Annotated in this window: 21 protein-coding genes; 11 read left to right on the top strand and 10 right to left on the bottom strand. The window is 66.3% G+C overall.

All coding sequences use genetic code 11. From position 1 onward, the window contains the following. Positions 1–59: 59 nt before the first annotated feature. Positions 60–770, top strand: coding sequence for a hypothetical protein (locus AC1MDG_RS13790; protein ID WP_479804493.1), 711 nt, complete (start codon positions 60–62; stop codon positions 768–770). A gap of 10 nt (positions 771–780) precedes the next feature. Here the strand turns inward: AC1MDG_RS13790 and AC1MDG_RS13785 are convergent, their stop codons facing one another. Beyond that, the gene (locus AC1MDG_RS13785) at positions 781–1,200 is read right to left on the bottom strand and encodes a hypothetical protein (RefSeq protein WP_479804491.1); all 420 of its coding nucleotides are present in this window, start codon (positions 1,198–1,200) and stop codon (positions 781–783) included. Between the two features lie 88 nt (positions 1,201–1,288). Between AC1MDG_RS13785 and AC1MDG_RS13780 the strand changes: the two genes are divergently transcribed. Continuing rightward, positions 1,289–1,951 (top strand): helix-turn-helix transcriptional regulator, encoded by a 663-nt coding sequence (locus AC1MDG_RS13780; RefSeq protein WP_479804489.1) that lies wholly within the window; start codon positions 1,289–1,291, stop codon positions 1,949–1,951. Here the strand turns inward: AC1MDG_RS13780 and AC1MDG_RS13775 are convergent. After that, positions 1,938–2,816, bottom strand: coding sequence for a DMT family transporter (locus AC1MDG_RS13775; RefSeq protein WP_479804487.1), 879 nt, complete (start codon positions 2,814–2,816; stop codon positions 1,938–1,940). The two genes, AC1MDG_RS13780 and AC1MDG_RS13775, sit on opposite strands and share 14 nt — an antisense overlap. A gap of 57 nt (positions 2,817–2,873) precedes the next feature. Here AC1MDG_RS13775 and AC1MDG_RS13770 point away from each other — a divergent pair, with 57 nt between their 5' ends. Further along, on the top strand, positions 2,874–4,103 hold the full coding sequence (locus AC1MDG_RS13770) for a cysteine desulfurase family protein (RefSeq protein ID WP_479804485.1): 1,230 nt from the start codon (positions 2,874–2,876) through the stop codon (positions 4,101–4,103). Here the strand turns inward: AC1MDG_RS13770 and AC1MDG_RS13765 are convergent. Beyond that, positions 4,082–5,332, bottom strand: coding sequence for an NAD(P)/FAD-dependent oxidoreductase (locus AC1MDG_RS13765; RefSeq protein WP_479804483.1), 1,251 nt, complete (start codon positions 5,330–5,332; stop codon positions 4,082–4,084). The genes AC1MDG_RS13770 and AC1MDG_RS13765 overlap by 22 nt on opposite strands. Positions 5,333–5,588: 256 nt before the next feature. Between AC1MDG_RS13765 and mnmA the strand changes: the two genes are divergently transcribed. Then, positions 5,589–6,710: a tRNA 2-thiouridine(34) synthase MnmA gene (gene mnmA, locus AC1MDG_RS13760; protein ID WP_479809105.1), complete on the top strand. Its 1,122-nt coding sequence runs from the start codon at positions 5,589–5,591 to the stop codon at positions 6,708–6,710. Positions 6,711–6,853: 143 nt separating this feature from the next. Next, positions 6,854–8,494 (top strand): gluzincin family metallopeptidase, encoded by a 1,641-nt coding sequence (locus AC1MDG_RS13755; protein WP_479804482.1) that lies wholly within the window; start codon positions 6,854–6,856, stop codon positions 8,492–8,494. Between the two features lie 24 nt (positions 8,495–8,518). Here AC1MDG_RS13755 and AC1MDG_RS13750 read toward each other — a convergent pair whose 3' ends face one another. Beyond that, positions 8,519–9,346 (bottom strand): caspase family protein, encoded by an 828-nt coding sequence (locus AC1MDG_RS13750; RefSeq protein ID WP_479804480.1) that lies wholly within the window; start codon positions 9,344–9,346, stop codon positions 8,519–8,521. A gap of 297 nt (positions 9,347–9,643) precedes the next feature. Between AC1MDG_RS13750 and AC1MDG_RS13745 the strand changes: the two genes are divergently transcribed. From AC1MDG_RS13745 to AC1MDG_RS13720, 6 genes are all read left to right on the top strand, one after another. Then, on the top strand, positions 9,644–11,278 hold the full coding sequence (locus tag AC1MDG_RS13745) for an ABC transporter substrate-binding protein (RefSeq protein WP_055796513.1): 1,635 nt from the start codon (positions 9,644–9,646) through the stop codon (positions 11,276–11,278). Positions 11,279–11,409: 131 nt separating this feature from the next. Further along, positions 11,410–12,501, top strand: coding sequence for an ABC transporter permease (locus AC1MDG_RS13740; RefSeq protein WP_479804478.1), 1,092 nt, complete (start codon positions 11,410–11,412; stop codon positions 12,499–12,501). A 1-nt stretch (position 12,502) separates the two neighbouring features. Then, positions 12,503–13,528 carry an ABC transporter permease gene (locus tag AC1MDG_RS13735; RefSeq protein ID WP_479804477.1) on the top strand — a complete coding sequence of 342 codons (1,026 nt, stop codon included), beginning with the start codon at positions 12,503–12,505 and terminating at the stop codon, positions 13,526–13,528. Beyond that, positions 13,525–15,219, top strand: a complete 1,695-nt coding sequence (locus AC1MDG_RS13730; protein WP_479804475.1) for an ABC transporter ATP-binding protein — start codon at positions 13,525–13,527, stop codon at positions 15,217–15,219. The genes AC1MDG_RS13735 and AC1MDG_RS13730 overlap by 4 nt, the downstream gene beginning before the upstream one ends. 135 nt (positions 15,220–15,354) lie before the next feature. Next, positions 15,355–15,798, top strand: a complete 444-nt coding sequence (locus AC1MDG_RS13725) for a chorismate mutase (RefSeq protein ID WP_479804473.1) — start codon at positions 15,355–15,357, stop codon at positions 15,796–15,798. Between the two features lie 3 nt (positions 15,799–15,801). After that, positions 15,802–16,827: a uroporphyrinogen decarboxylase/cobalamine-independent methonine synthase family protein gene (locus tag AC1MDG_RS13720; RefSeq protein WP_479804471.1), complete on the top strand. Its 1,026-nt coding sequence runs from the start codon at positions 15,802–15,804 to the stop codon at positions 16,825–16,827. Here AC1MDG_RS13720 and AC1MDG_RS13715 read toward each other — a convergent pair. Genes AC1MDG_RS13715 through AC1MDG_RS13690 form a run of 6 tightly spaced genes read right to left on the bottom strand, consistent with a single transcriptional unit; the run spans position 16,824 to position 23,215 of the window. Continuing rightward, positions 16,824–17,537 carry a DUF4166 domain-containing protein gene (locus AC1MDG_RS13715; RefSeq protein ID WP_479804469.1) on the bottom strand — a complete coding sequence of 238 codons (714 nt, stop codon included), beginning with the start codon at positions 17,535–17,537 and terminating at the stop codon, positions 16,824–16,826. The genes AC1MDG_RS13720 and AC1MDG_RS13715 overlap by 4 nt on opposite strands. Before the next feature lie 28 nt (positions 17,538–17,565). After that, complete coding sequence (locus AC1MDG_RS13710) at positions 17,566–18,858, bottom strand: DUF58 domain-containing protein (protein ID WP_479804467.1); 1,293 nt, start codon at positions 18,856–18,858, stop codon at positions 17,566–17,568. A 4-nt stretch (positions 18,859–18,862) separates the two neighbouring features. Further along, positions 18,863–19,891, bottom strand: a complete 1,029-nt coding sequence (locus tag AC1MDG_RS13705; RefSeq protein WP_479804465.1) for an AAA family ATPase — start codon at positions 19,889–19,891, stop codon at positions 18,863–18,865. Beyond that, positions 19,888–21,111 (bottom strand): DUF4350 domain-containing protein, encoded by a 1,224-nt coding sequence (locus AC1MDG_RS13700; protein ID WP_479804463.1) that lies wholly within the window; start codon positions 21,109–21,111, stop codon positions 19,888–19,890. Before AC1MDG_RS13700 ends, AC1MDG_RS13705 begins: the two co-directional genes overlap by 4 nt. Next, a complete protein-coding gene (locus AC1MDG_RS13695) occupies positions 21,108–21,845 on the bottom strand; it encodes a DUF4129 domain-containing protein (protein ID WP_479804461.1) in 738 nt (245 codons plus the stop codon). Before AC1MDG_RS13695 ends, AC1MDG_RS13700 begins: the two co-directional genes overlap by 4 nt. Further along, positions 21,842–23,215, bottom strand: coding sequence for a DUF7847 domain-containing protein (locus tag AC1MDG_RS13690; protein WP_479804459.1), 1,374 nt, complete (start codon positions 23,213–23,215; stop codon positions 21,842–21,844). The genes AC1MDG_RS13695 and AC1MDG_RS13690 overlap by 4 nt, the downstream gene beginning before the upstream one ends. Positions 23,216–23,387 lie beyond the last annotated feature (172 nt).

Here is a 23,387-nt window from a genome sequence, read left to right as displayed (position 1 = left end):
TGCGGAGGACCGGCCGGATCAGTGCCGCCGGCAGACCGTGTGGGGGCAAGGTGCAATTGATGGGCAGGGGAACCGCTGCGGGCCGGTCGCGATGCGTACCCCGGGCAACCCCGCGGATCGTGTGGCCGCTGACCCTCGCCGTGGTGCTCGCCGCCGTCGCCGGGTGCAGCGTGGGCGTACCGGACCCCGCGGCTCCGCGTGGTGTCCCGACCACGTCCGCGCTTGCGACGCCCACCATCACCCCGGGCCACGATGCCGCTGCGGTCGCGGCAAGGGACCTTCCGCTGACGGCTGGCGGCTCGCTGGCCGCAGGAGTCGCCGTCGGGCTTTCCGACGGACTCCGCGAGGCGCCGGGGTGGAAGGCAGTCAAGGAGAACGTGGCGGGGGAGAACCGCTACCTCAAGGCCGACGGATGCGTGGTCTCGGCCCGGGTCCGTGAGAACCAAGGGACCCTGGCCGTTGACGGGGACGACAGGGCCTCCACCGTTGAGCTGTTCAAATACCTGGACCCCACCATTCTTCCCGGCTACCTGAAAAGCGGCACCCTGCGCTGGGGCGGTGAGCCGGATAGGCCCGGTCCCCGCGTGGAGATGCTGGTCTTCGAGGGCGGATCGGCGCCAGGCGGAAAATCGACGGCAGTACTGGCTCGGCTTTTTGCCACAGCGGGTTCGTCCGTATATATCTCGGTGTCGTGCCCCGACCCGGCCGCGCTCGCGGCGGTCCGGGCGGACGTGGCGGAACGCCTGCTGGTTGTTCCGCCAACGAACTGAGCATTGCCCGCTATCGCTGGCGGGAGGGCTGCGGTGACAGCCGGTTGAGGGCCAGCGCGCCCACGAGCAGGCCGAAATCGCGAAGTGCGACGTCGAAGAAACTGCCCAGGAGCAGCAGGTTGATGATGATTCCCAGCAGCCACACGGCCACCAGCAGCGAGCCGAAACGCGGCCGGACTGCCACCGCGATACCCGCCACGACTTCGACGACGCCGACGATGTACATGATGGTCTGGGCCGGGAGCGGCACCACCGCTGTCGCGGCCGGGGCCAAATACATGGTCCAGTCGGTGAGCCAGTTGGTGAATTTGTCGAGGCCGAAGATGATTGGCGCGACCGTGAAGACGGTGCGCAGCAGCAGGAAGGCCTGCCTGCCTGGTTCGGAGGCCAGCGTGTAGCCGGGCGAACTCAGGACCGAAGAGGATTTCATGACGGCTCCTTCTAAAAGTAGGAATTCTTATTTTAGAAATCACAGTCAGATTAAGCAATGGATCTTGTTTTTAGAGTTAGGGTGTTCCATGCGCAGACTTCCCTGGTCCCGCCGCATCGCGGCCGTGGCATCCCTTGGTGATGAGACGCGCCGGAAACTTTTCGCATTCGTCGCCGCTTCGTCCGGTCCGGCGGGTCGGGATGAAGCGGCTGCTGCCCTGGAAATCCCGCGAAGCACGGCGTCGTTCCATCTGGACAGGATGGCGCAGGACGGATTGCTCGCCGTTGAGTTCCGCAAGCTCGGCGGCAAAGCGGGCCCCGGTTCGGGGCGGCCGGCGAAAATGTACCGGTTGGCGCAGCCGGAGGTGGGAGCCTCTGTTCCTGACCGCAATTACGATCTCGCCGGCGAACTGATGGCCAGCGCCATCGAGCAGTCCACTGCCGGCGGAGAACCTATCCGGGATGCACTGCTGGCCACCTCGTATGCGAAGGGCCGGGCGATGGCGGAAGGGAGCCGAAGCCTGGAGGAATTCCTCTCGGCTGAGGGCTACATGCCGAGATCCGACGGAGCCGGAGGCTTTGCCCTCGGAAATTGCCCGTTCCACAAGCTTGCGGACGGCCACGCGGACGTGGTCTGCGCCATGAACGGAGCGTTCCTCTGCGGCGCGGCCGCCGGCTGCGGGATTGAGGAAATCCGCATCGTGGGTAACACAACACCCGGCCAGTGCTGCGCCCGGGTTACGCCGCCCTAATTGCCGGAGAGCGTTTCGGCCGGCTTGCCAGCAGGACGCCGGCTATGACCAGCAGGCCCCCGACGGCCTGGGGCAGGCTGACCGGAACGCCCATCATGACCGTGATGGCCGCCGTGAACACCACGATCAGGTTGAGGTAGTTGCCGGCGGTCGCCGGTGCCGTCGTTTTGAGTGCGAGGTTCCAGCACAAGTAAGCCCCCAATGACGGGAAGGCGGCGATGTAGGCGATCGACCATCCCTCGGCTGCGGTGGAGGGGAATCCGGAGCCGGATATGAGGGCGATCGGAGCGAGGAGGGCGGTTGCCATCACCACCTGCACAGCCGTGGCGGCGATGGCCGGCAGCCCGAGCCGGCGGGAAATGATGGTGTAGAAGCCCCACACCGTGATCGCACCGATCATCAGCAGCTCGCCAAAATTGAAGCTGATGCTGAACACCCGTTGCAGTTCGCCCCGGGTCAGGACCAGGAGCACCCCGGCGAGGCCCAGGGCTATGCCCAGCCAGCCGAAGAGACCGGGTCTTTCGCCGAGAATGAAGATGGCCATCACCACGATGAGCGCCGGGTTGGCGGCGGTGATCAGCGACGCATTGAGTGCCGAAGTGTGCTGGAGGGCGGTGTAGAGCAGCAGGGTGTAGCAGCCCATGCCCAGGACGCTCAGGAGGAGCAGCACCCGCCAGCGGCCAAGGACAGCACGCCAGTCGGGACGTTCCACGAAGTGGGCCAGGGCAACGAGCGGAAGGGCGGCCAGTGCCCACCTCCAGAAGGTAAGTTCCAGCGGCGTCATGGTGTTCACGGCAACCTGCCCCACAGCGAGGTTGCCGGACCAGAACAGGGTGGCCAGCACCAGGTATATGGAGGCTTTCACCGCTCGAATCTACACCGGTGCCTGAGGGTGCGGAGCGGCCGCGGCTAGAATTGGGATGTGTCCGTCTACCTCGATCATGCCGCCACCACGCCCATCGCCGCCGAGGCCTTGGCGGCGCTCACCCGCGAGCTCGCCAGGACCGGGAACCCGTCGTCATTGCACGGCTCCGGACGCCGCGCCCGGCGTTCGGTGGAGGATGCCCGGGAGTCCATCGCTGCCGCGGCCGGCGCCCACCCCTCAGAGGTCATCTTCACCTCGGGCGGCACGGAGGCTGACAACCTGGCTGTGAAGGGCCTGTACTGGGCCCGCCGGGCCGAAAACCCGCAACGAATGCGAATCCTGTGCTCCGCCGTCGAACATCACGCTGTCCTGGACACCGTCGAGTGGCTGGAGCGGCACGAGGAAGCGCAGGTTACCTGGCTGCCGGTGGATCCCAGCGGCGTTGTTGACCTCGATGTGCTGAAGTCCGAGCTCGGACGCAGCCCGGAGTCCATCGCCCTCGTCACCGTGATGTGGGCCAACAACGAGGTTGGCGCCATCCAGCCGGTGCATGAAGTGGTTGAGTTGGCCCATGCCGCGGGCGTGCCGGTGCATTCCGACGCGGTCCAGGCCTTCGGATCCGTGCCGGTGGACTTCCGGGCGAGCGGGCTGGATGCCATGTCCATATCGGGCCACAAGATCGGCGGCCCGGTGGGCGTTGGCGCCCTGCTGCTGGGCCGCTCCGTCAAGCTGACGCCGGTGCAGCACGGCGGCGGGCAGGAGCGCGATGTCCGGTCCGGGACGCTGGACACAGCGTCGATCGCCGCCTTCGCAGCTGCCGCCGAGGCCGTGACCCGGGACCTCCCGGGGGAGTCGGCCCGGATCGCTGGGTTGCGGGACAAGCTGATCGCGGGCGTGCGGAACGCCATCCCGGAAGCTGTGCTGCGCGGAGCTCCGGGGGACGGACGCCTCCCCGGCAATGCCCATTTCACCTTTCCGGGCTGCGAGGGTGACTCCCTGCTGTTCCTGCTGGACCTTGCGGGCGTTGAGTCGTCCACTGGTTCCGCCTGCACCGCCGGTGTGCCGCGGCCCTCGCACGTCCTGCTGGCCATGGGGATGGACGAGGAAACAGCGCGGGGTGCACAGCGTTTCTCCCTGGGCCACGCATCAGTAGAGGCCGACGTTGACGCCCTCCTGGCAGCGTTGCCGGGCGCCTATGAACGTGCCCGGCAGGCAGGCATGGCGGGACATGAGTCGACCATCCAGACGGCTGCCACGGTGGCCCGTCAGCCGTCCGCCAGGAGCTGATCCAGCGCGACGGCGGAATCGGCTAGCCGGCCGCCCTCGATGGGCGCACGGCTGGAGATCAGGGCCTTGATTGCTTTCTGCGAACGCGGCACGTTGACGTTCATGCCTGCGACCACCCGGCCTTCGTGCTGCCAGAACGCGATGAACTCCTTGCCTTCAAGCGTGCCCCGGATGACGGGTTCGGTACCTGCCGCCAAGGCGGGGAAACCCGAGTACTCCATGCTGATGTCGTACTGGTCGGTGTAGAAATACGGGATGGTTTCCAGCCTCGCGTCCTGCCCAAGCATGGATTTCGCGGCGATCTTGCCGCCGTTGAGCGCGTTGGACCAATGCTCGCTGCGGTGGTGCTGCCCGGTGAACGGGTGCAGGGCATTCGCCACGTCCCCCGCGGCGAAGATGTCCGAAGCACTGGTCCGCAGGGAGGCGTCTGTCAGTATTCCGTTCTCAATGGCCAGCCCCGCAGGTTCCGCGAGTGAAGTGTCAGGCGCGACGCCCACGGCCACCACCACTATGTCGGCCGGCAGGATGTCTCCTGATCCGGTCACCACCGCGGTGACGCGGCCCGAATCGCCCCGGAGTTCGGCGGCGGTGGCGCCCAGGCGGAACTGGACGCCGTTCGATTCGTGGAGCCTGCGGAAGAACGTGCCCAGTTCGGGTCCAATGGCGGCTGCAAGGGGGACATCCTCAAGCCCGATCAGCGTCACGTGATTGCCGTAAACGGTGGCAGCGGCTGCGAGTTCCATCCCGATCCAGCCGGAGCCGATCATCACCACGTTCTTTCCGCCCTGTGATAGCTGTTCCCTGAGGCGCCGGCTGTCGTCCAGGGTCCGGAACGTGGTGACGCCATCCAGCCCGCCACCCGGCAGCCGGAGGTGCCGGGGGAGTGCGCCCGTGGCCAGCAGGAGCGCGTCGTAGTCCAGGGAACCACCGCTGCTGAGGCGTACGGTATGGGGGCCGGGGTCGATGGCGGTGACCGTCACGCCAAGGCGGAGGTCGACGTCGTTCCCGGCGTACCAGGGCTCCGGTGCCACCGGGACGGCGTCTTCGCCTGCTTTGCCCAGCAGGTATTCCTTGGACAGCGGCGGGCGGAGATACGGGTGGTGCAGTTCGGTGCCGATGAGGCTGATCCGGCCCCCGAAGCCCTCGCTGCGCAGGGTGCGGGCCGCAGTGGCGCCGGCCAGGCCGGCCCCTGCGATCACAATGCTTTCAAGAGTTCGTTCGACAGTCATGATGCCGCTCGATTCCGGGAAATGCCGGCGCCGGGGCCGGCGGACTTCTATAACGAGTAATCCTGACGATAGAAGCCTCGGTCCTGGCAGTCAAGGGTGCGCCCGGGTGATTTTCAGCCCTCCCTCGGGCGAGGCAGTAGAATAAACGGGCATGCAGTGTGTCCGGCCGGCGCCCAGCGACCCGGCCACGAACGTTCTGCAGCTGTACCACCACAACCCTCCCCTAGAGAAAGCCAGCATGCGAGTTCTTGCAGCCATGAGCGGCGGAGTAGATTCCGCCGTTGCCGCCGCCCGCGCCGTCGAGGCGGGACACGACGTCGTCGGCGTCCACCTGGCGCTGTCCAGGATGCCCGGAACGCTCCGTACCGGCAGCCGCGGCTGCTGCACCATCGAGGACTCCCGCGATGCCTGGCGTGCCTGCGACGTCCTGGGAATTCCTTACTACGTGTGGGACTTTTCCGAGCGCTTCAAGGAGGACGTGGTCCAGGACTTCATCGACGAGTATGCCGCCGGACGGACCCCCAACCCCTGCATGCGCTGCAACGAGCGCATCAAGTTTGCGGCGCTGCTGGAAAAGGCCATCGCGCTGGGCTTCGACGCCGTCTGCACGGGCCACTATGCCAAGGTGATTACGGACGCCGACGGAAACCCGGAACTCCACCGTGCGGCCGACTGGGCCAAGGACCAGAGCTATGTGCTCGGCGTGCTCACCCATGAACAGCTCCAGCATTCGATGTTCCCGCTGGCGGACACTCCCTCGAAGGCTGAAGTGCGGGCGGAAGCCGAGCGCCGCGGACTCTCGGTGGCCAACAAGCCGGACAGTCATGACATTTGCTTCATCCCGGACGGCGACACCGCGGGGTGGCTCGCGGAAAAGATCGACATGACCACGGGCGACATCGTGGATGAAACCGGGTCCAAAGTGGGCGAGCACCCCGGTGCCAATGCGTTCACCGTCGGGCAGCGCCGCGGGCTCAAGCTGGGCACCCCTGCCGCTGACGGTAAGCCGCGGTTCGTCCTGGAGATCCGCCCGAAGGAGAACAAGGTGGTGGTGGGACCCGAGGCCCTTCTGGCCATCGACGAGATCCGCGGCATCAAGGTTTCCTGGGCCGGCCTGCCCATTGCGGAAATTGCCACCGGCGAAGAGTTCGACTGCCACGCCCAGGTCCGCGCCCACGGCGATCCCGTCCCGGCGACGGCCCACACGGAATTGCTGACCGGCGACGACGGCGCGGAGCGGGCCAACCTTGTGGTGACGCTGACCTCTCCGCTGCGCGGTGTGGCTCCCGGTCAGACCGTAGTGCTCTACCAGGGAAGCCGTGTCCTGGGGCAGGCCACCATCGACGCCGCGCGCTCGCTGCAGCGGGCCGCGCTCTAAACGGCGGCACTTTACCGGCCCTCCGCCGCGCGGCGGCGTAGTCAATCGTGGCTTCGCCCGCGATAATTGAGGCCTGGGGAACCAGACTTGATGCAGACCGCCCCTTCGCCGGGAGGCTGCAAGTTCAGGAAAGCGGGCCCGTTATGGTCTCTGCAGCGCTTGGAATCGGGCATGGCCTCGAGATGGTCGCGCTCACTGCGCTCGCCGAGGGCCCGTTCACCCGCAAATCAGGAAAGCCGCTCACCACCACCATCCGGGTTCCCGTGGAGAGAATCGTCAGCGGTCCGGCCGGAGCGCGGCTGGCGCTGCAGGTGCGGACCCCCGGGGCTGACGGGCCCCGGCCTATTTCCCTCTCCGTAGACCGCAACGAGTGGTGCATCGATGACCAGGCCGCACCTTCCGGACTGGAGGAGCTGCTGGCCGACAGCAGGTTCCTGGCCCAGCATGTCTATGCAGTGGCCTCGGCCACCCTCCAGGCCTTCGAAGTCACCCTGGGACGCCGGATGGGCTGGGCGTCGGGCCACCGGCTGGTCATCAGCGTGTATGACAAGATCCCTTACACCTCCACCGGCTACGACCGCGAGCGCGGCCTGATCCGTTTTGGGCACAGAACCGACGACCGTTCCAAGCGTTCCGTCCCGCTGGCCCTCTACCACGACCTCGTGGCCCATGAGGTGACTCACGCGGTCCTGGATGGTTACCGGCGCCTGTGGACGGACAGCGACGCGCTGCTCGACGGCTATGCCCTGCACGAGTGCATTGCCGATCTCGTGGCAATGCTGAGCGTGTTTTCATCTCCCGAGCGTGTGGAGCAACAGTTGTCTGTGGCCGTTCCCGGCGCGGGCAGCAAGCCGGGAAGCGTGCCGGCGCGGAACATGGAAAAGGAAGTCCTGGCCTCCGGGCTGTTCGGGCTGGCCGACGGACTGTTCTCCCGGGGCGCCGCCAGGCGCCCGCTCGACATGGACGTGCCATTCGAGTGGCGGCTTGATCCCGAACCCCACCGGCGGGGCGAGATTGCCGTGAAGGCGGTACTTGACGCCGTCGTCAGGATCTGGCTGCAGCGGCTGGAAAGGCCCGGCGGCCGGTCCAGCCGATATCAGGTGGCCGAAGCGGGCGCGCATCTTGGACACCAGATGCTGGGGATGGTCCTTCGGGGCCTCGCCTACATGCCGCCGGTGGACCCGGGGTGGGAGGACCTGCTGCGCGGAATCCTGGCAGCGGACGCCGTGCTGGTGCCGACGGACATGATGGGATACAGGCAGGCCGTGCGGGACGCTTTCTGGGACATTGACCTTGCCACGGAACCCGATGAACTCCTGGACGGCCTGAAGCACCTGCGCGACCTGCGGTACCCGGTCCGTCTATCTGCCCTGGCCGCCGATCCCGAGGAGGTCAACCGGTTCATTTGGGAGAATCCGCGGTTGATCGAGGCGGCCGGCATCGACCAGAACACGAGCATCGTTGTGAGCAGGGTCCGCCCCAGTACGCGCGTCGGACCGGATGGCTTCGTCGTGTCCGAAATCGGTGCTTCCTACGTGCAGTCCGTCACCTTGTCCAAAGCCGAAGCCAGGAACAAGCTTGGGCTCAGGGTGGACAGCGACTACTACACACTGCGGGGCGGGGGACTGCTGCGGTTTGATGAGGGCGGCAGGCTATGTTTCGCCGCACTCAAACCGGTCATGGACGCCGAGTGGCAGCAGGAAAAACTGGAAACCATCAAAAGGGAAGCCGGCATAAAAATGCCGGCGGCGACTTACCACCCGGAGGGCGAACGCCGGGAGTGAGCCCCCGCCAGCTTCCTCACTGTGTCAGCTTCCCCATGGGGCTTTCCGTGCCGCCGTCGGGCCTTCCAGCTGGGCCACCTGGTCGAAGCCGCCGGCCCGGAGGCCTTTGCTGACCAGCTTCAGGATCTCTGCCCGGCCCAGTGTTCCGTCGCCCGTGACGGCCCTGATGAAGTTGTAGGTGAAGGCACCGTTGTAGCGGCCGTCGAGGAAGGCATCTGCGGCCGTCTGGTCGGCGCGGCATGCAGCCAGGAGGACCGGCTTGGTGCCGCGGCCGGCCTTGACCAGGTCCCGCAGCGCCCGGGTGTCGCTGAATTCGGTGGCGGCAACACCGCGCGCCGTCGGCGCCGGCAGGAAGCGGGGACGCCGCCCGGGCAGGAGGTCCAATGATTTCAGGCCCGTCCCGCTGTGGCAGGTATCCAGTACAACGTCCATGAGAACGCCATCCGGCAAGCGGGCAAAGAGGGTGAAGAGTTCATCGTCCGAAATGACGGTGGCCGGATCCCACGAGTCGCCCGTGTTGTTGATGTCGTAGCAGGCGAAGGCCTCGTCCAGCCGGTCCGCCTCGTCGTTGCTGGTGTCGGGAATCTGGGTGCCGTGGCTGGAGAAGGTGAAAACGATGTGCCGGAGTTCGCCGGCCGCGGCGCGGTCCATCATCGAATTGAGCTGCGCCATCACCTGGTTTTTCGTTGCCTGGGAATCCAGCAGCAGCGAGATATCCGGCTCGGCGAAACCGTACGCGGTTTGAAGCAGTCCAGCGAGGTCCCGGGCGTCATTGACGCAGCCCTGCAGCCAGCTGGATTTCGGCAGGTGTTCAAATTCGTTGATCCCCACACAGAGGGCGGCTTTGCTCATGATGTGTTCCCTTCAGCCGGGTAGGGCAACTCTATTCCTGGGAAGGAAAGTCTTCAATGGCAATTCCTTAGGGCGCTCGCTCATCGTTCCGTCGGAGGCTGATCCGGCGGGAACGCTGAAGAAAACGATAGTTTTGACCCAATCAGGTAAATTTTGTGTCTCAACTCACAGGTTGTAACGTTTCACCGGCCTCGGGTCTGATTGAATCGTGTGATCAGGACAACGTCCCGCCCACCGAGTCCAACTGATCCAGTTGCGCGGCGGCACGCGTGTACTCATCGAACAGAAAGTCCACAGATGGCAATGAACAAAAAGGCCCTGCACAGCGCTATCGCGCTCGCGGGTGTTTCCGCGTTTGCACTGACAGCCTGCACAGGTCCGTCCGGCGGCGGCGGAACTTCCACCGGCGGTGCCGGAGGCGGAACCATTACCTACGGCACCACCGATAAGGTCGTTACCCTCGATCCTGCGGGGTCCTACGATGCCGGTTCCTTCATGGTGATGAACCAGATCTACCCGTTCCTCCTGAACGCCAAGCCGGGCACGGCGGACGCCACGCCCGATATCGCGGAGTCCGCGGAATTCACCAGCCCCACGGAATACACGGTGAAGCTCAAATCGGACCTCAAATTTGCCAACGGGCACGCACTCACATCGTCGGACGTGAAGTTCTCCATCGACCGCGTCGTCAGCATCGCGGATCCGAACGGTCCGGCTTCGCTCCTGGGCAACCTGGAGTCAGTCACCGCCAAGGACGACTCCACTGTTGTCTTCAAGCTGAAGGCCGGCAACGACCAGGTCTTCCCGGGCGTTCTTGCAGCCAACTCCGGACCGATCGTCGACGAAGAGGTCTTCCCGGCCGACAAGCTGATGACCGACGATGAAATCGTCAAGGGCAAGCCGTTTGCCGGCCCCTATACGATCGACAGCTACAAGAAGAACGAGCTTGTCAGCCTCAAGGTCAACCCGGATTACAAGGGCCTGCTCGGCAAGCCCGCGAACGACGGCGCCACCATCAAGTACTACGCCGACTCAAACAACCTCAAGCTGGACGTCCAGCAGGGGAACATTGATGTGGCCGGCCGCAGCCTGACGGCAACTGACGCCGCGGACCTGGAGAAGGATTCCAAGGTCAAGGTCCACAAGGGGCCCGGTGGAGAGCTGCGCTACATCGTGTTCAACTTCGACACCATGCCGTTCGGTGCCAAGGCTGCCGACGCCGATCCCGCCAAGGCCCTCGCCGTCCGCCAGGCCATGGCCAACGTCGTTGACCGCGACGCCATCGCAACCCAGGTCTACAAGGGCACTTACCTGCCGGCGTACTCAGTGGTGCCCGACGGATTCGTTGGCGCGATCCAGCCCCTCAAGGAAATGTACGGCGACGGCAGCGGCAAGCCCAGCCTGGACAAGGCCAAGAAGGCCTTCGCCGATGCAGGAGTCACCGCACCGGTGAACATCAAGCTGCAGTACAACCCGGACCACTACGGCAAGTCCTCCGGCGACGAGTACGCGATGATCAAGGAGCAGCTGGAAAAGTCCGGACTGTTCAAGGTTGACCTGCAGTCCACCGAGTGGGTCACCTACTCCAAGGACCGCACTGCTGACGCCTACCCGGTGTACCAGCTCGGCTGGTTCCCCGACTACTCGGACGCGGACAACTACCTGACCCCGTTCTTTGTTCCGGGCAACTTCCTCAAGAACCACTACGAAAATGCCTCCGTCACCGAGCTGATCAAGACCCAGCTCACCACCGTTGACAAGGCAGAGCGCGAAAAGGTGCTGGGCGAAGCCCAGACGGCCGTGGCCAAGGATCTTTCCACGCTGCCGCTGCTGCAGGGCGCCCAGCTGATGGTCGCCGGAAAGGATGTCAAGGGTGTCGAAAAGACCCTGGACGCATCCTTCAAGACCCGGCTTGGCGTAATTTCCAAGTAGGTCCAGTTCTCCATCCGGTCCTGGCCAGCCGAAGAGGCGGGGCGCCCGTGCGGCGTCCCGCCTTTCGTGCTGGAGCAGGGCAACAGATTCCGGGGCCCACGAAGCCGCCGGAAGCACACATTTAGGTACCAATGACAACACTGATTGAGGCGCCGCCAACCGACGCCGACGGCCTGCTGCCGTCAAAAAAGAAGTCGTCCGGCGGGGGACTGGGCCAATACATCCTGATCAGGTTCCTGCTGATCTTTCCTACAATTTTCATCCTCGTGACACTGGTGTTCTTCCTGATGCGCATCACGGGCGATCCCATCACGGCGGCCATGGGCGGCAGGCTGCCGCCGGAGCAGCTGGCGGAGCGGATCACCGCGGCAGGCTATGACCGTCCGATCCTCGTGCAGTACTTCGAGTACCTGGGACAACTGGCCACAGGCAACTTCGGCACCACCCTCTCGGACAACCGCCAGGTCACAGAGATGCTGGCCACCTACGGCTCAGCCACTCTGGAACTGACCATCAACGCGTTGCTCGTGGCCCTGCTGGTGGGCATTCCGCTGGGAATGGTTGCCGCCTACCGGAGGGACCACGCCCCGGACGCCGTCCTGCGCGTTTTCGCCATCGTCTGCTACGGTACGCCCGTGTTCTTCGCCGGCATGCTCCTGAAACTCACGTTCGCCGTGTGGCTCGGGTGGCTCCCCGTGGCCGGCCGCGCCAAGACCTCCAGCGAACTTCAGCTCACCTCCCTGCAGTCGCCGACAGGCATCTACTGGCTGGATGCCATCCGCAGCGGCAACATGGCAGCACTGGGTGACGTCATGGCGCACGCGGTCCTGCCGGCCGTCGCCCTGGGCCTGCTGACGGCAGGCATCTTCCTCCGGCTGGTCCGCACCAACGTGATCGGAACCCTGGGCCGGGACTACGTGGAGGCCGGGCGCTCCCGCGGAGTCAGCGAATTCCGGCTGGTCACCAAGCACGCCTACAAGCCTGCGCTGATCCCCATCATCACGGTAATGGGCCTGCAAATCGCCGTGATGCTCGGAGGCGCCGTACTGACGGAAACAACCTTCGAATGGAAAGGGCTGGGCTTCCAGCTGGCCACCTACCTCACGGCACGCGACTTCGTTGCGGTCCAGGGCATCGTGGTCCTCCTCGCCGTCATCGTGGCCGTCACCAACTTCATCGTGGACATTGTTGCCGCGCTGATCGACCCCCGCGTGAGGTACTGACATGAGCACCCCTACAACTGTTGAACCCACTGCCGATCCCCGCGCTTCGCTCCTTCGCCGGCTGCCGGTCATCTCGCACTTCAACAAAAGCGTGGGCCTGCAGCGCGGAATGCTGGTGGCAGGACTCGTCCTGACGAGCATCTTTGTGCTGACGGCCATTTTCGCGCCGCTCCTGGCTCCCTACGGGTACGCCCAACTCTCGGACGCCGACGGCAACTTCCCCGCCCAGCAGGCACCCGGCGGAAAGCACCTGCTGGGGACCACGGTGGGCGGCTATGACGTTTTGTCCCGGGTTATCTGGGGAACGCAGACGGCCATCATGGTGATCGTTGTGGCTGTCCTGATGTCGATCTTCATCGGCGTCATCCTGGGACTCGTCAGCGGCTACATCGGCGGCTGGCTGGACCGGATCCTCGTTGTCATCGCGGACGCCATCTATGCCTTCCCCTCGCTGCTGGTCGCAATCGTCATGGCAATCGTCATCAGCGGCGGCCAGTCCAGCCTGCTGGGCGGCATCATGGCCGCGGCAATCTCCATCACCGTGGTCTTCATTCCTCAGTACTTCCGGGTGATCCGGTCCGAGACCATCCGCCTCAAGGCCGAACCCTTCGTGGAATCCGCCAAGGTAGTGGGTGCCTCGAACATCCGGATCATGAGCAAGCACATCTATAAGAACGCCACGCGCACCCTGCCGCTGATCTTCACGCTGAATGCCTCCGAAGCAATCCTCACGATGGCAGGCCTGGGCTTCCTGGGCTTTGGCATCGAACCCAGCTCGGCCGCCGAATGGGGCTTCGACCTGAAGCAGGCGCTGGCCGACACGACGTCCGGTATCTGGTGGACGGGCGTGTTCCCGGGCCTTGCCATGGTGCTGACCGTCGTCGGCCTCACCCTCATGGGTGAGAGCATCAACGACCTCAACGATCCGCGGCTGCGCGGACGCAAGAAGGCCGCTTCCGGCAAGGGCGGGCCTGATTCGAACCTGGCCGCGCAGGCAGGAATCCAAGCAGAAGTGAGCAGTTCATGACCACCAACATCGACAAGCACGGCACGGGCCCGGTTCTGGATATCGCCCACCTGAAGGTCACTTTCGCCACCGATGCCGGGGACGTCTATGCAGTCAAGGACGTCAGCCTGGAGGTCAATCCGGGCGAAGTGGTGGCGATCGTCGGCGAGTCAGGCTCCGGCAAGACCGTCACCGCCAAAACCATCCTCGGCCTCCTCCCGGAGACCGCCATCAGCTCCGGTGCAGTTCTGATCAACGGGAACAACGTCATCAGTGTCAGCGCTTCCAAGTTGCGGCAGATCCGCGGCCGGGACGTAGCCATGGTCTTCCAGGAACCGTCCACGGCGCTGAACCCTGTCTTCACCGTGGGGTGGCAGATCGCTGAAGGCATCCGTGCCCACGCGCACGGCAAGGGCGGCAAGGTGTCGGCCAAGGAAGCCAAATCCCGGGCCATCGAGGCCCTCCGGAAAGTGGGCATCCCGGACCCGGAAAACCGTGTGGACTACTATCCCCACCAGTTTTCCGGAGGCCAGAAGCAACGTGTCGTCATCGCGGCCGCACTTGCACTCAACCCGGGGCTGATCGTCGCCGATGAACCCACAACAGCCTTGGACGTTACGGTCCAGGCTGAAATCCTCCAGCTGCTCAGGGACCTGCGGGACACATACGGCACCTCGATCGTGCTCATCACCCACAACATGGGGGTCGTAGCCGACCTTGCCGACCGAGTGGTGGTGATGTACCAGGGCGACGTCGTCGAGGAGGCAACCGCCAAAGTGCTGTTCGCTGAGCCGAAGCAGGAGTACACGCGGAAGCTTCTGGCTGCCGTGCCGCACTTGGGCAGGAACTCCGCTTCCGAGGGCATGACTGCGCGGGCCCACCAGGGCGGCAAAGTCCTGGTGGAAGCCAAGGGCCTGACCATTGAATACCCCGGCAGGCTGGGCACCCCCGCGTTCAAGGCCGTGGACGGCGTGAGCTTTACGCTGTCCGAGGGAGAAGTCTTCGGCCTGGTCGGTGAATCGGGATCCGGCAAGACCACCATCGGTCGTGCCATCGCCGGTCTCAACCGCACCACCGGCGGCAGCCTGAAGGTGCTGGGCTACGAGATGCTGAACCTCAAAGAGCGGACGTTCAAGCCCCTCCGCAAGGAGATCGGCTTCGTGTTCCAGGATCCGGCGGCCTCCTTCAACCCGCAACTGACCATCGGTGACTGCGTTGCCGAGCCGCTCATCATCCACAGCAATCCCACGCCCGCCCAGGCGAGGAAACGCGTGGGTGAGCTGCTCGAATCGGTGCAGTTGCCGGCGTCGTACGCTGACCGGTTCCCGCACGAACTCTCCGGCGGGCAGCGCCAGCGGGCGTCACTGGCAAGGGCCCTCATCCTGAACCCGAAGCTGCTGATTGCCGACGAGCCCACCTCGGCGCTGGACGTTTCCGTCCAGGCTGTGGTGCTGGAGCTGTTCAAGGACATCCAGTCCGAGTTCGGGTTCGCCGCGCTGTTCATCAGCCACGACCTCGCGGTGGTGGACATCCTGTCCCATTGGGTGGGTGTGCTCTACAAGGGCAAGCTCGTGGAACAGGGGCTTGGCACCCAGGTGATGGGCAACCCGCAGCACGACTACACGCGCCGGCTCATCGCCTCGCTGCCCGTGCCTGACCCGGACGAACAGGCCAGGCGCCGGGAAGCGAACCGTTCGCTGCTCGCCGGCTAGTTCCATTCCGCGGCGAAAATGCCCGCCGTCCGTTCAGGACGGCGGGCATTTGCGTCCCCGGTCCCGCCCCCGGGCAACGTTGCACCGACGCTTAACAGCCACGGGGAATTGGCGGGGTGCCCATAGACTGGAAGCATGACCGAGCAGAACCGAGATCATCCAGACACCGACTCCTACGACCCCTCAGCCAGCTCACTGGCCGGACAGGTGGACCAATCGGTCATGGCTGAACTGCTGTCTATCCGGTCCAGCATCGACAACATCGACGCCACCCTTGTCTTTCTCCTGGCCGAGCGGTTCAAGGCCACGCAGAAAGTGGGCTTCCTGAAGGCGGCGCACAAACTCCCCGCCGGCGACCCCGGCCGGGAGACCGCGCAGATTGCACGGCTGCGGCGCCTTGCCGAGGAAGCTCACCTGGATCCGGCGTTCGCTGAGAAGTTCCTGAACTTCATCATCGGGGAGGTCATCCGGCATCACGAGGCCATTGCGGAAGATCACCAGGCTGCGGAGAACAACGGAACGGCTGCGGGCCGGCCGCTGCTTTCCTCGCCTGCCCCCTCCGCCGCTGTCGACGCCTAGGCCATGCCGGAATCACAGGTAACTGCCACAGCCCTGGGACCGTGGCCCGGTGAAGATCCGCTGGAAGCCACCCGGATAGTCCGCGGCGAACTCGGCAGCCCGCACTTGCCGTTCCTCGTGGAGCTCCCGGACCGCGGCGTCGGGTCGGATGCGCTCGGCAGGACAGCCTCGCTCCTGGTGGACTTTAGCGTGGACGTCCAGCCTTACGGATGGCGGATCGTGGATCGTCCGGGGAAGGACCTCATGCGGGCCAGGTCGGCGCTGTCCACGGACATCAACGTCCTTGCCGACATCGCCGGAACAGAAGACACTCCGTCAGCAGATTTCAAGGTCCAACTGCGCGGTCCGCTCAGCCTGGCCGCCGGCCTTCACCTCCACAACGGCGAACGGGCCCTGCTCGACTACGGTGCCAGACGCGACATTGCCGAATCGCTGGCAGCCGGCATGGGGGATTTCCTGGCCAGGGTCGGGACGGCTGTTCCCGGGGCGCGGCTGGTGGTCCAGATCGATGAACCTGACATCGCTGCCGTCCTCGGCGGCACGATTCCCACTGCCAGCGGCTACCGGACGTTGCGGGCCGTGCCGGGCCAGGAAGTCACAGAGTCGTGGCGTCTGCTCATCGATGCGCTCAGGGCCGCCGGTGCCGCCGAAACGGTCATAGCGGTTGCTGAAATCGAGGCGCCCTTCGAACGCATTCTCTCCGCAGGCGCTGACGGGATCGCAGTGCCGCTCAAGGCCCTCACATCCCGTCAATGGGAACAGCTGGCGGGCGCGGTCGAGGCCGGGAAGAGCTTGTGGGCCGGCGTGCTGCCGGCCAACCGTACCGCTAACGCCCTGCCGCGTGTCCAGGAAGCCGTGGAGAACGTGTGGCGGCCCTGGCGCCAGCTGGGTCTGCCAGCTTCCTCGCTCGGTTCGATCCGGGTGACGCCGTCCGAGGGGCTTTCCGGGCACACGCCGTCCTCCGCCACGGCCGTCCTGGCCCGCCTCACCCAGGTGGCGGACGGGCTCAACCAGCTGGCGCTCGGCTAGACCCGGCTCTCCCACCTGTCCGGGCGGGCGTAACCCGGGAGATGGCCCGCGCCCGTGGCCCCTCCGGGGTAGGCGCGGAGCCGGTAGTCGAAGCTCCCGGCATAGACCAGCACGAGTCCCAGCTGCGGCTGGATCACTTTGACCTGGATACGGTGCTTTCCCTGCGGGCCCTCTGCCGGTTCCCACCACTGCTCCGCGTAGGCCTTGGCATCCAGTGCCGCCGGCAGCGGGATGCGCAGCGGGCCCAGGAACAGCCGGGACGCTTCGGAGACGCCGCGGAGCCTGCCCTCGGCAGTCACGCTGAGGTTGAGGTCGGTGACCAGGCGCCGGTAGCGGCCCACGTAATCCACCAGACCCGGAGTGCTTCGGGAGTCGTCAAAGCTGGTGGTGTCGTGGAACAACCGCGTGCCGCCGGGAAAGTGGATCTCGCGCCGGGCGGTGAGGCTTGATCGGCCGAACGGGTCGAGGTGCGCGTGGTTTTCGATCCGGAAGGGAATACGTTCGCCGTACTCCGGGAAGAACGCTTCCTCCCCGGCGGTCAGCCGCAGCAGTGGACGGAGCCACGCCTGCCGGCACCCGACGACGTCGAACACGCCTTCTCCGACGCCGTAGCGCCCGGAGCCGGGAGCGAGCGAGAAGTACTCCTGGAGCTCGGGCTGCAGGCGGGCGAAGTCACTGCCCAGGGCACGTTCATAGATGGGTGTGTTCACGGTATCCTCCTGGTTTTCGACGCATGGGTCATAGTCTTCCTGCCGCCTTGAGCCGGATGTAGGCGTCCGCGAGTGCGGGCGGCAGCTGGTGGGGTTCGGCGTCCACCACTTCCACGCCCATCTGGCGCAGCTGGATGGCCACGGCTTCGCGTTCCAGCAGGGCCCGTTCGGCCGCTGCCGCGCGGAACACCTGTGCCGCCGTCGTCCGTTCCTTCCGCATCGTGCCCAGCATGGGATCCCGCACGGAGGCAACCACCACAACGTGCTGCTGCGCCAACTGCGCGGCCATCGGCAGCAGTCCTTCTTCCGGCGCGCCGCCGTCCAGCGGGGTCAGCAGCACCACCAGTGAGCGGTGTGCGGAAATCTGCCGGACCTGGCCGGGGATCTGGCCCCAGTCCAGCTCGATGAGCTCGGGTTCCAAGGGCGCCATGGCCTGCACCAGCTGCCCCAACAGGTTCCCTTTCGAGGCGGACCCGGCCCGTCCCCTGGTCCGCCGGTCAAAGGCGAAGAAGTCCACGCGGTCACCGCCGCGTTCGGCGAGCACGGCCAGCAGCAGCGCCGCCTCGATGCCGGTGTCAAGGCGGGGTTCGTCGTCGATCCTCGCAGCCGCGGTACGGGAGGTATCGAGCATGATCACCACGCGCCGGTCACGTTCGGGACGCCAGGTACGGACGACGACGGCGGACCGCCGCGCCGTGGCGCGCCAGTCAATGGAGCGCACGTCGTCACCACGGACGTAGTCGCGGAGGGAATCGAACTCGGTGCCGGCACCCCTGATCTGGACCGCCGCCTTTCCGTCCAGCTCGCGCAGCTTACGGAGCTTGGAGGGAAGGTGGCGTCGCGAGTGGAACGGCGGCAGCACCCGGACGGAGCCCGGACACGGAAGTGTCCGCTGCCGGGCGGCCAGCCGCAGCGGACCAAAGGCGCGGAGGGTCACATGCGGTGCCGCGAGGTCGCCGCGCCGGGCAGGCTTCAGCAGGACCTTCATGCGCCGCCGCTCGCCGGCCGGAACGTCCACCTGCTGGCGGGGATTCTGCGCGCCTGCAGACGGTTGCCAGGCGTCCCGCACCAACGCCCGGAGCGGACGCGAACCGGTGTTCCCGACGGTCAGGACGGACTCGGTGCTGCCTGTGAGCGTGACGTTTGCCGGCAGGGTGCGGTCCAGCGTCACCTTTCGGAGGGACGCTGCCATGGCGAGATCCAGCAGCAGGAAAGCGAGCAGGGCCAGGCAGACCAGCAGCACCGTGCCCCAGCCGGGGAACAGCATCACCGGCACCAGCCCGGCCAGCGCCAGTAGGACGAACCGTCCGGAGATGGCCATGGCGTCAGCGGGGCACGGGAACGGTAGCCAGGATGCTGTTGAGGACACCGTCAACGTGCACGCCGTCCATCTGCGCTTCCGGCTGCAGGGCTACGCGGTGGCGCAGGCAGGGGAGTGCCAGCGCCTTCACGTCGTCCGGGGTGACGAACTGCCGCCCGGAGAGCCAGGCCCACGCGCGGGCGGCACTCAGCAGGGCTGTCGCGCCGCGCGGAGACACGCCGAGCTGGAAGGACGGCGCGGCGCGCGTGGCCCTGGCGATATCGACGATGTAGGCGGCAACCTCAGGGGCCACCTCCACGGCAGCCACCGCCTGGCGTGCCTGTTCCAGTTCGACCGCACCCGCCACCGCGCGCACACCGGCAGCCGCCAGGTTCCTGGAGTCGAAGCCGGCCGCATGCCTGCGGATGACCTCGATCTCGTCGGCCCGCCCCGGCAACGGCATGGCAAGCTTCAGGAGGAAACGGTCAAGCTGGGCCTCAGGCAGGGGATAGGTGCCCTCGTACTCCACGGGGTTCTGCGTGGCCGCCACGATGAACGGAACCGGAAGCGGTCGTGAGGTGCCGTCCGCCGACACCTGGCGTTCCTCCATGGCCTCCAACAGGGAGGCCTGCGTCTTCGGCGGCGTCCTGTTGATCTCGTCGGCCAGGAGGATGTTCGTGAAGACGGGGCCCTCACGGAAGCTGAACTCAGAGGTCCGGGAGTCGAAGACCAGCGAACCGGTAATATCACCGGGCATCAGGTCGGGAGTGAACTGCACGCGCTTGGTGTCCAGGCTCAGGGCTGCGGAAAGCGTGCGGACCAGCAGGGTCTTGGCCACCCCCGGAACTCCTTCCAGCAGGACATGCCCGCGGCACAGTAATGCGATGAGCAGCCCCGTGACGGTGGCTTCCTGGCCGACCACAGCTTTGGCCACCTCGTGCCGCACGTCGAGCAGGGCCTGGCGGACGGGATCGGTGCCGGGCCCGGCCCCGGCGGTTGCCAGGGCGGGCCCGCCGGGGGCGCCGTGCGTGAAACCGTTGGTCTGCTCACTCATCGGGCAGTTACCTCTTCCTCTAGTGATTCAAGTTCCTGGGCCCAGTGGACCAGCGCGGTCTCCGCCCGGGGACGGGCCTCAAGGATGCCGGCCGTGTCTTCGGGAGTGCGCCCCAGATGACGGGCGACGGCGCCGACAACTGCCGCTGACCCGGCGTCCGGTCCCAGCCGGAGGACCCGGGCGAGCCGGACCAGGGCACCGGCCCTGAGATTGTCGGCCGCCCGGTCCACGGCGTGGGCGTCATGGTAGAGCCGGGCCCGGCCTTCGGCCGTTTCCACTGCCTTAACCACCACGGGCAGCGGTTCGAAGACCAGGGGCCCCAGCCGCCTTCCCCGCCAGGCCATGGCCAGCAATGCCACCAGGGCAAGCCACGGGCCAAGGAAGGCAACCCACGGCGGGGCGAGTTCATCCAGTGTCTTCGGCTTGTCCGCTGTTGTGACGTCCGCCAGGCCGGGCAGGTACCAGACCAGTGTGTCCGAGGCCCCTAGCGTCCTGAGCGTCAAAGCGGCGTTGCCGTGTTCATCGAGCAGGCGGTTGCTGATGATTTGCGTGCTGCCGAGCACCGCCAGCCGGCCGTCGTCGCTGCTGGCATACAGGCCGCCCAGGCCTTCCACGGGCTCGTAGCAGACATGATTGGCCCTATAAAGGTATGCGGAGTCCGCCGTCACCGCGCCGGCGGCGGCGGGATCATCCAGCTCACAGCCCGGGTCCAGGGTCGGCATTCCCGCCGGCACGACGCCGGCGGGGCGGATGCCGCCGTCGAGGGCGCTGAGCGTGCTCAGGCGGGGAGTAATCACCACCATCCGGTCTGCCGCCCGCTGCAACGCCTGCAGCTGCACGGCGTCGAGGTAGCCGTTTCGGTCGTACAGGAGCAATGTGGGCCCGGAGCCGCTGCCGGCTTCCGACGCCTGCGACGTGCTGTCCAGCGCGGACATCGTTGCTTCGAAGTTGTCGGTCTGGCGGACGTCAACGCCACGGCTGGACAGTATTTGGGCTGCTGCCCTGGCCCCGTCGGGAGAAGGGTTGCGCGCAGACAGGGGAAGGCCGTCGCTGCGGGGCGATTGCTGGGCCAGGATTGTTAGCCCCACTCCAAGGGAAAACACCAGGATAAGAAGGGTCCAGGTACGGTGTTGGCGGATCCAAGCCATGAGGGTGCGGCGGCCGCTGCCGGCTCCGGGAGCGGCGGATGCGGGCCGGTCCGTCTCCAGGACGGGCGTCATCGCGGCAGCGCCACATTGTCTGCGGCGGGCCGGCCATAGTCGGGTTTGGCAGTTTCCAGAAGCTGATCCAGCGCCACCATGCCTGCGTGGTCCCTGGCTGTAGCGTCGGCGCTGCCGTATCTGATTCCGTCGAAGACGCGGGCGGCGCGCCGCAGCTCAGGGGCATGGCCGCCGAAGGCGCCGGCAAGCTGGCCGGCGACCTCATCCGCCGTCCGGCCCGGCAATGGGTCGATAATGGCGCGGTCCTCCGTGGCCCGGACGATGGCACGGAACTGTTCGACGACGGCGGTGCGCCACTCGGAGCGCGCTGCAGCGGCTGCCGCGAGCCGCCGGTATTCGGCCGGGCTGACGGAAGGATCGGCGTCGACATCGTCACCGTCCGTGCGCCGGCGGCGGGCGTTCAGCCGTGGGCGCGCGAGGAGGATGGCCACAGCGATGAGGACCAGGATCGTCACTCCGATGGCGGGTACCGCGAGCCCGCTGTCCATTGCGGGGTCGCCGCTGCCAAGGGATCGCAACCATTCAGCGAACCGCCGCCAGAGGTCTGTTAGCCAGTCAGGCTGCGCATCCCGGTAAACAGGCTTTGAGAGCTCCTCGACGGCCCACCGGCTGGCCTCCTGCCTGTCCGGCTCCACGGGAGCCTCGGCCCGCGCGTGGCCGAATGGCGAACGCAGGGCCGGGCCCGCTGCGGACACCGCGTGCGATGCCGCCTCGACAATGCCAGGCCGGCTCATCCGGCACCCGGTGGCGGGTTGTAGCCGGGTGGCGGGTTGTAGCCCGGTGGGGGGCCGTAGCTTGGCGGTGCGCCGTAAGGCGGTGGCGGGTTGTAGCCGGGTGGGGGGCCGTAGGGGGACTGAGCCCAGCCGCCGTGGGGAGGGCGCCCCGCCGAGTGAGACTCCGGTGCGACGCCGCGCCCGGGAACCCCGTCGTCGTCGTCGTTTCCTGACTCGAGCTGCCGCTGAAGCGCGAGGTCCAGGCCTTCCTTGCGCATCCGGAGGTCCATGTACAAAAGGCCCATCACTGAGGTTTGGAACGCGTAGCCGACGGCACCGATAACGGCTGTGACAATGATCGTCGCGATGCCGAGGCCCGCGGACAGGGCGCGCTGCGCGTCGTCGCCGCCGTGGGGTGCGATGACGGAGGAGAAGCCGCCGGAAGCAAGACTGATGGGGACCAGGACAATCTGGCTGATGATGCCGATCAGGAGGGAAATGACCAGTACGATGCCGAAGATCCGCCACCAGTTGTGCCGGGTGAGCTGCCAGGACCTTCGCAGGCCGTCAAGAACGCCTTGTTCCTCGACCACGATCGCTGCCGGCGTCAAGAGCAGCCGGATGGAGATCAGCAATACGGCCACCATGCTGCCGAGGAACAGGGGGACGATTATCAGCGCAGACATTCCGCCCATGGCTGTTGCCAGCAGGAAGGCCCCGCCCAGCAGCACGACGCCCAGTGCCACGCCAGCCAGGATCTGCAGCCCGCCCAGCGCGAGCAGCGCGCCGATCCTGGACCGTGACAACGTCCACATCTTCTTGAAGCCGGTGCGCTGGTTGAGGACCGAACGGGCCACCGGAACTACCATCACACCCTGAAGTACAACGGAGATAAAGAACGAGACCAGTCCCAGGAAGGCAGCGCCGATGAGGGGGCCTCCGCCAAGGTTGGCCACTTCGGGGGGAGCCATGCCTGTCAGCCACAGGCCGATCGACTCTCCCCCCGATTCGGTCTCGGCCGCGACGACCTCCCCGACGACGGTGGCGAGGGTCTGTGCCAGCAGTGCCGCCCCCAGCATCGCCGCCGCGTTCCGCCTGATGGTCTGGAACGCGCCGTCGAGGATTTCCCCGAACAGCAGCGGCCGAAGAGGCACAATGCCCGGCTTTGGCGGGGCAACATATGCCGGCTGGGAGTACCCCGGCTGTGGTCCGGGGTTGGGCGTGCTCCACTGTGGCTGTCCGCCGTAGGCCGGCGGCGGCGCATTCCACTGTGGCTGTCCGCCGTAGCCCGGCGGAGGCGCATTCCACTGCGGAGGCGCGTCCCAAGGGAGTGGTTGCGCCGGCTGCGCCTGGCCCTCCCGGGACTGCGCGTTCGGATCCTGCTCTGACAACCTGTTCCTCCCCAAAAGACGCTGTCCGCGAGCCGACCGGCCAGGACTTCAGCCGGGCGCTCCGTGCCTGAGGTGTGCTGCACCGTCCGGCCCGCTCCCAGCCTATAGTTTTGCCTGCATGCCTCATAGCTTCGGGCTGATTCTTCCCGTTGTGGCGGCGATCCGCTTTCCG

The organism is Arthrobacter sp. AIWTK1, from assembly GCF_056680535.1.
Note: the sequence above shows the minus strand (reverse complement) of the source record. Positions and strands in the feature narration are given on the sequence as shown.

Excerpts from the sequence above, each read along its gene's own strand:
- AC1MDG_RS13790 (WP_479804493.1), top strand. The coding sequence starts at position 60 with ATGGGCAGGGGAACCGCTGCGGGCCGGTCGCGATGCGTACCCCGGGCA.
- AC1MDG_RS13785 (WP_479804491.1), bottom strand. The coding sequence starts at position 1,200 with ATGAAATCCTCTTCGGTCCTGAGTTCGCCCGGCTACACGCTGGCCTCC.
- AC1MDG_RS13780 (WP_479804489.1), top strand. The coding sequence starts at position 1,289 with ATGCGCAGACTTCCCTGGTCCCGCCGCATCGCGGCCGTGGCATCCCTT.
- AC1MDG_RS13765 (WP_479804483.1), bottom strand. The coding sequence starts at position 5,332 with ATGACTGTCGAACGAACTCTTGAAAGCATTGTGATCGCAGGGGCCGGC.
- mnmA (WP_479809105.1), top strand. The coding sequence starts at position 5,589 with ATGAGCGGCGGAGTAGATTCCGCCGTTGCCGCCGCCCGCGCCGTCGAG.
- AC1MDG_RS13755 (WP_479804482.1), top strand. The coding sequence starts at position 6,854 with ATGGTCTCTGCAGCGCTTGGAATCGGGCATGGCCTCGAGATGGTCGCG.
- AC1MDG_RS13750 (WP_479804480.1), bottom strand. The coding sequence starts at position 9,346 with ATGAGCAAAGCCGCCCTCTGTGTGGGGATCAACGAATTTGAACACCTG.
- AC1MDG_RS13745 (WP_055796513.1), top strand. The coding sequence starts at position 9,644 with ATGGCAATGAACAAAAAGGCCCTGCACAGCGCTATCGCGCTCGCGGGT.
- AC1MDG_RS13740 (WP_479804478.1), top strand. The coding sequence starts at position 11,410 with ATGACAACACTGATTGAGGCGCCGCCAACCGACGCCGACGGCCTGCTG.
- AC1MDG_RS13735 (WP_479804477.1), top strand. The coding sequence starts at position 12,503 with ATGAGCACCCCTACAACTGTTGAACCCACTGCCGATCCCCGCGCTTCG.
- AC1MDG_RS13730 (WP_479804475.1), top strand. The coding sequence starts at position 13,525 with ATGACCACCAACATCGACAAGCACGGCACGGGCCCGGTTCTGGATATC.
- AC1MDG_RS13725 (WP_479804473.1), top strand. The coding sequence starts at position 15,355 with ATGACCGAGCAGAACCGAGATCATCCAGACACCGACTCCTACGACCCC.
- AC1MDG_RS13720 (WP_479804471.1), top strand. The coding sequence starts at position 15,802 with ATGCCGGAATCACAGGTAACTGCCACAGCCCTGGGACCGTGGCCCGGT.
- AC1MDG_RS13710 (WP_479804467.1), bottom strand. The coding sequence starts at position 18,858 with ATGGCCATCTCCGGACGGTTCGTCCTACTGGCGCTGGCCGGGCTGGTG.
- AC1MDG_RS13705 (WP_479804465.1), bottom strand. The coding sequence starts at position 19,891 with ATGAGTGAGCAGACCAACGGTTTCACGCACGGCGCCCCCGGCGGGCCC.
- AC1MDG_RS13700 (WP_479804463.1), bottom strand. The coding sequence starts at position 21,111 with ATGACGCCCGTCCTGGAGACGGACCGGCCCGCATCCGCCGCTCCCGGA.
- AC1MDG_RS13695 (WP_479804461.1), bottom strand. The coding sequence starts at position 21,845 with ATGAGCCGGCCTGGCATTGTCGAGGCGGCATCGCACGCGGTGTCCGCA.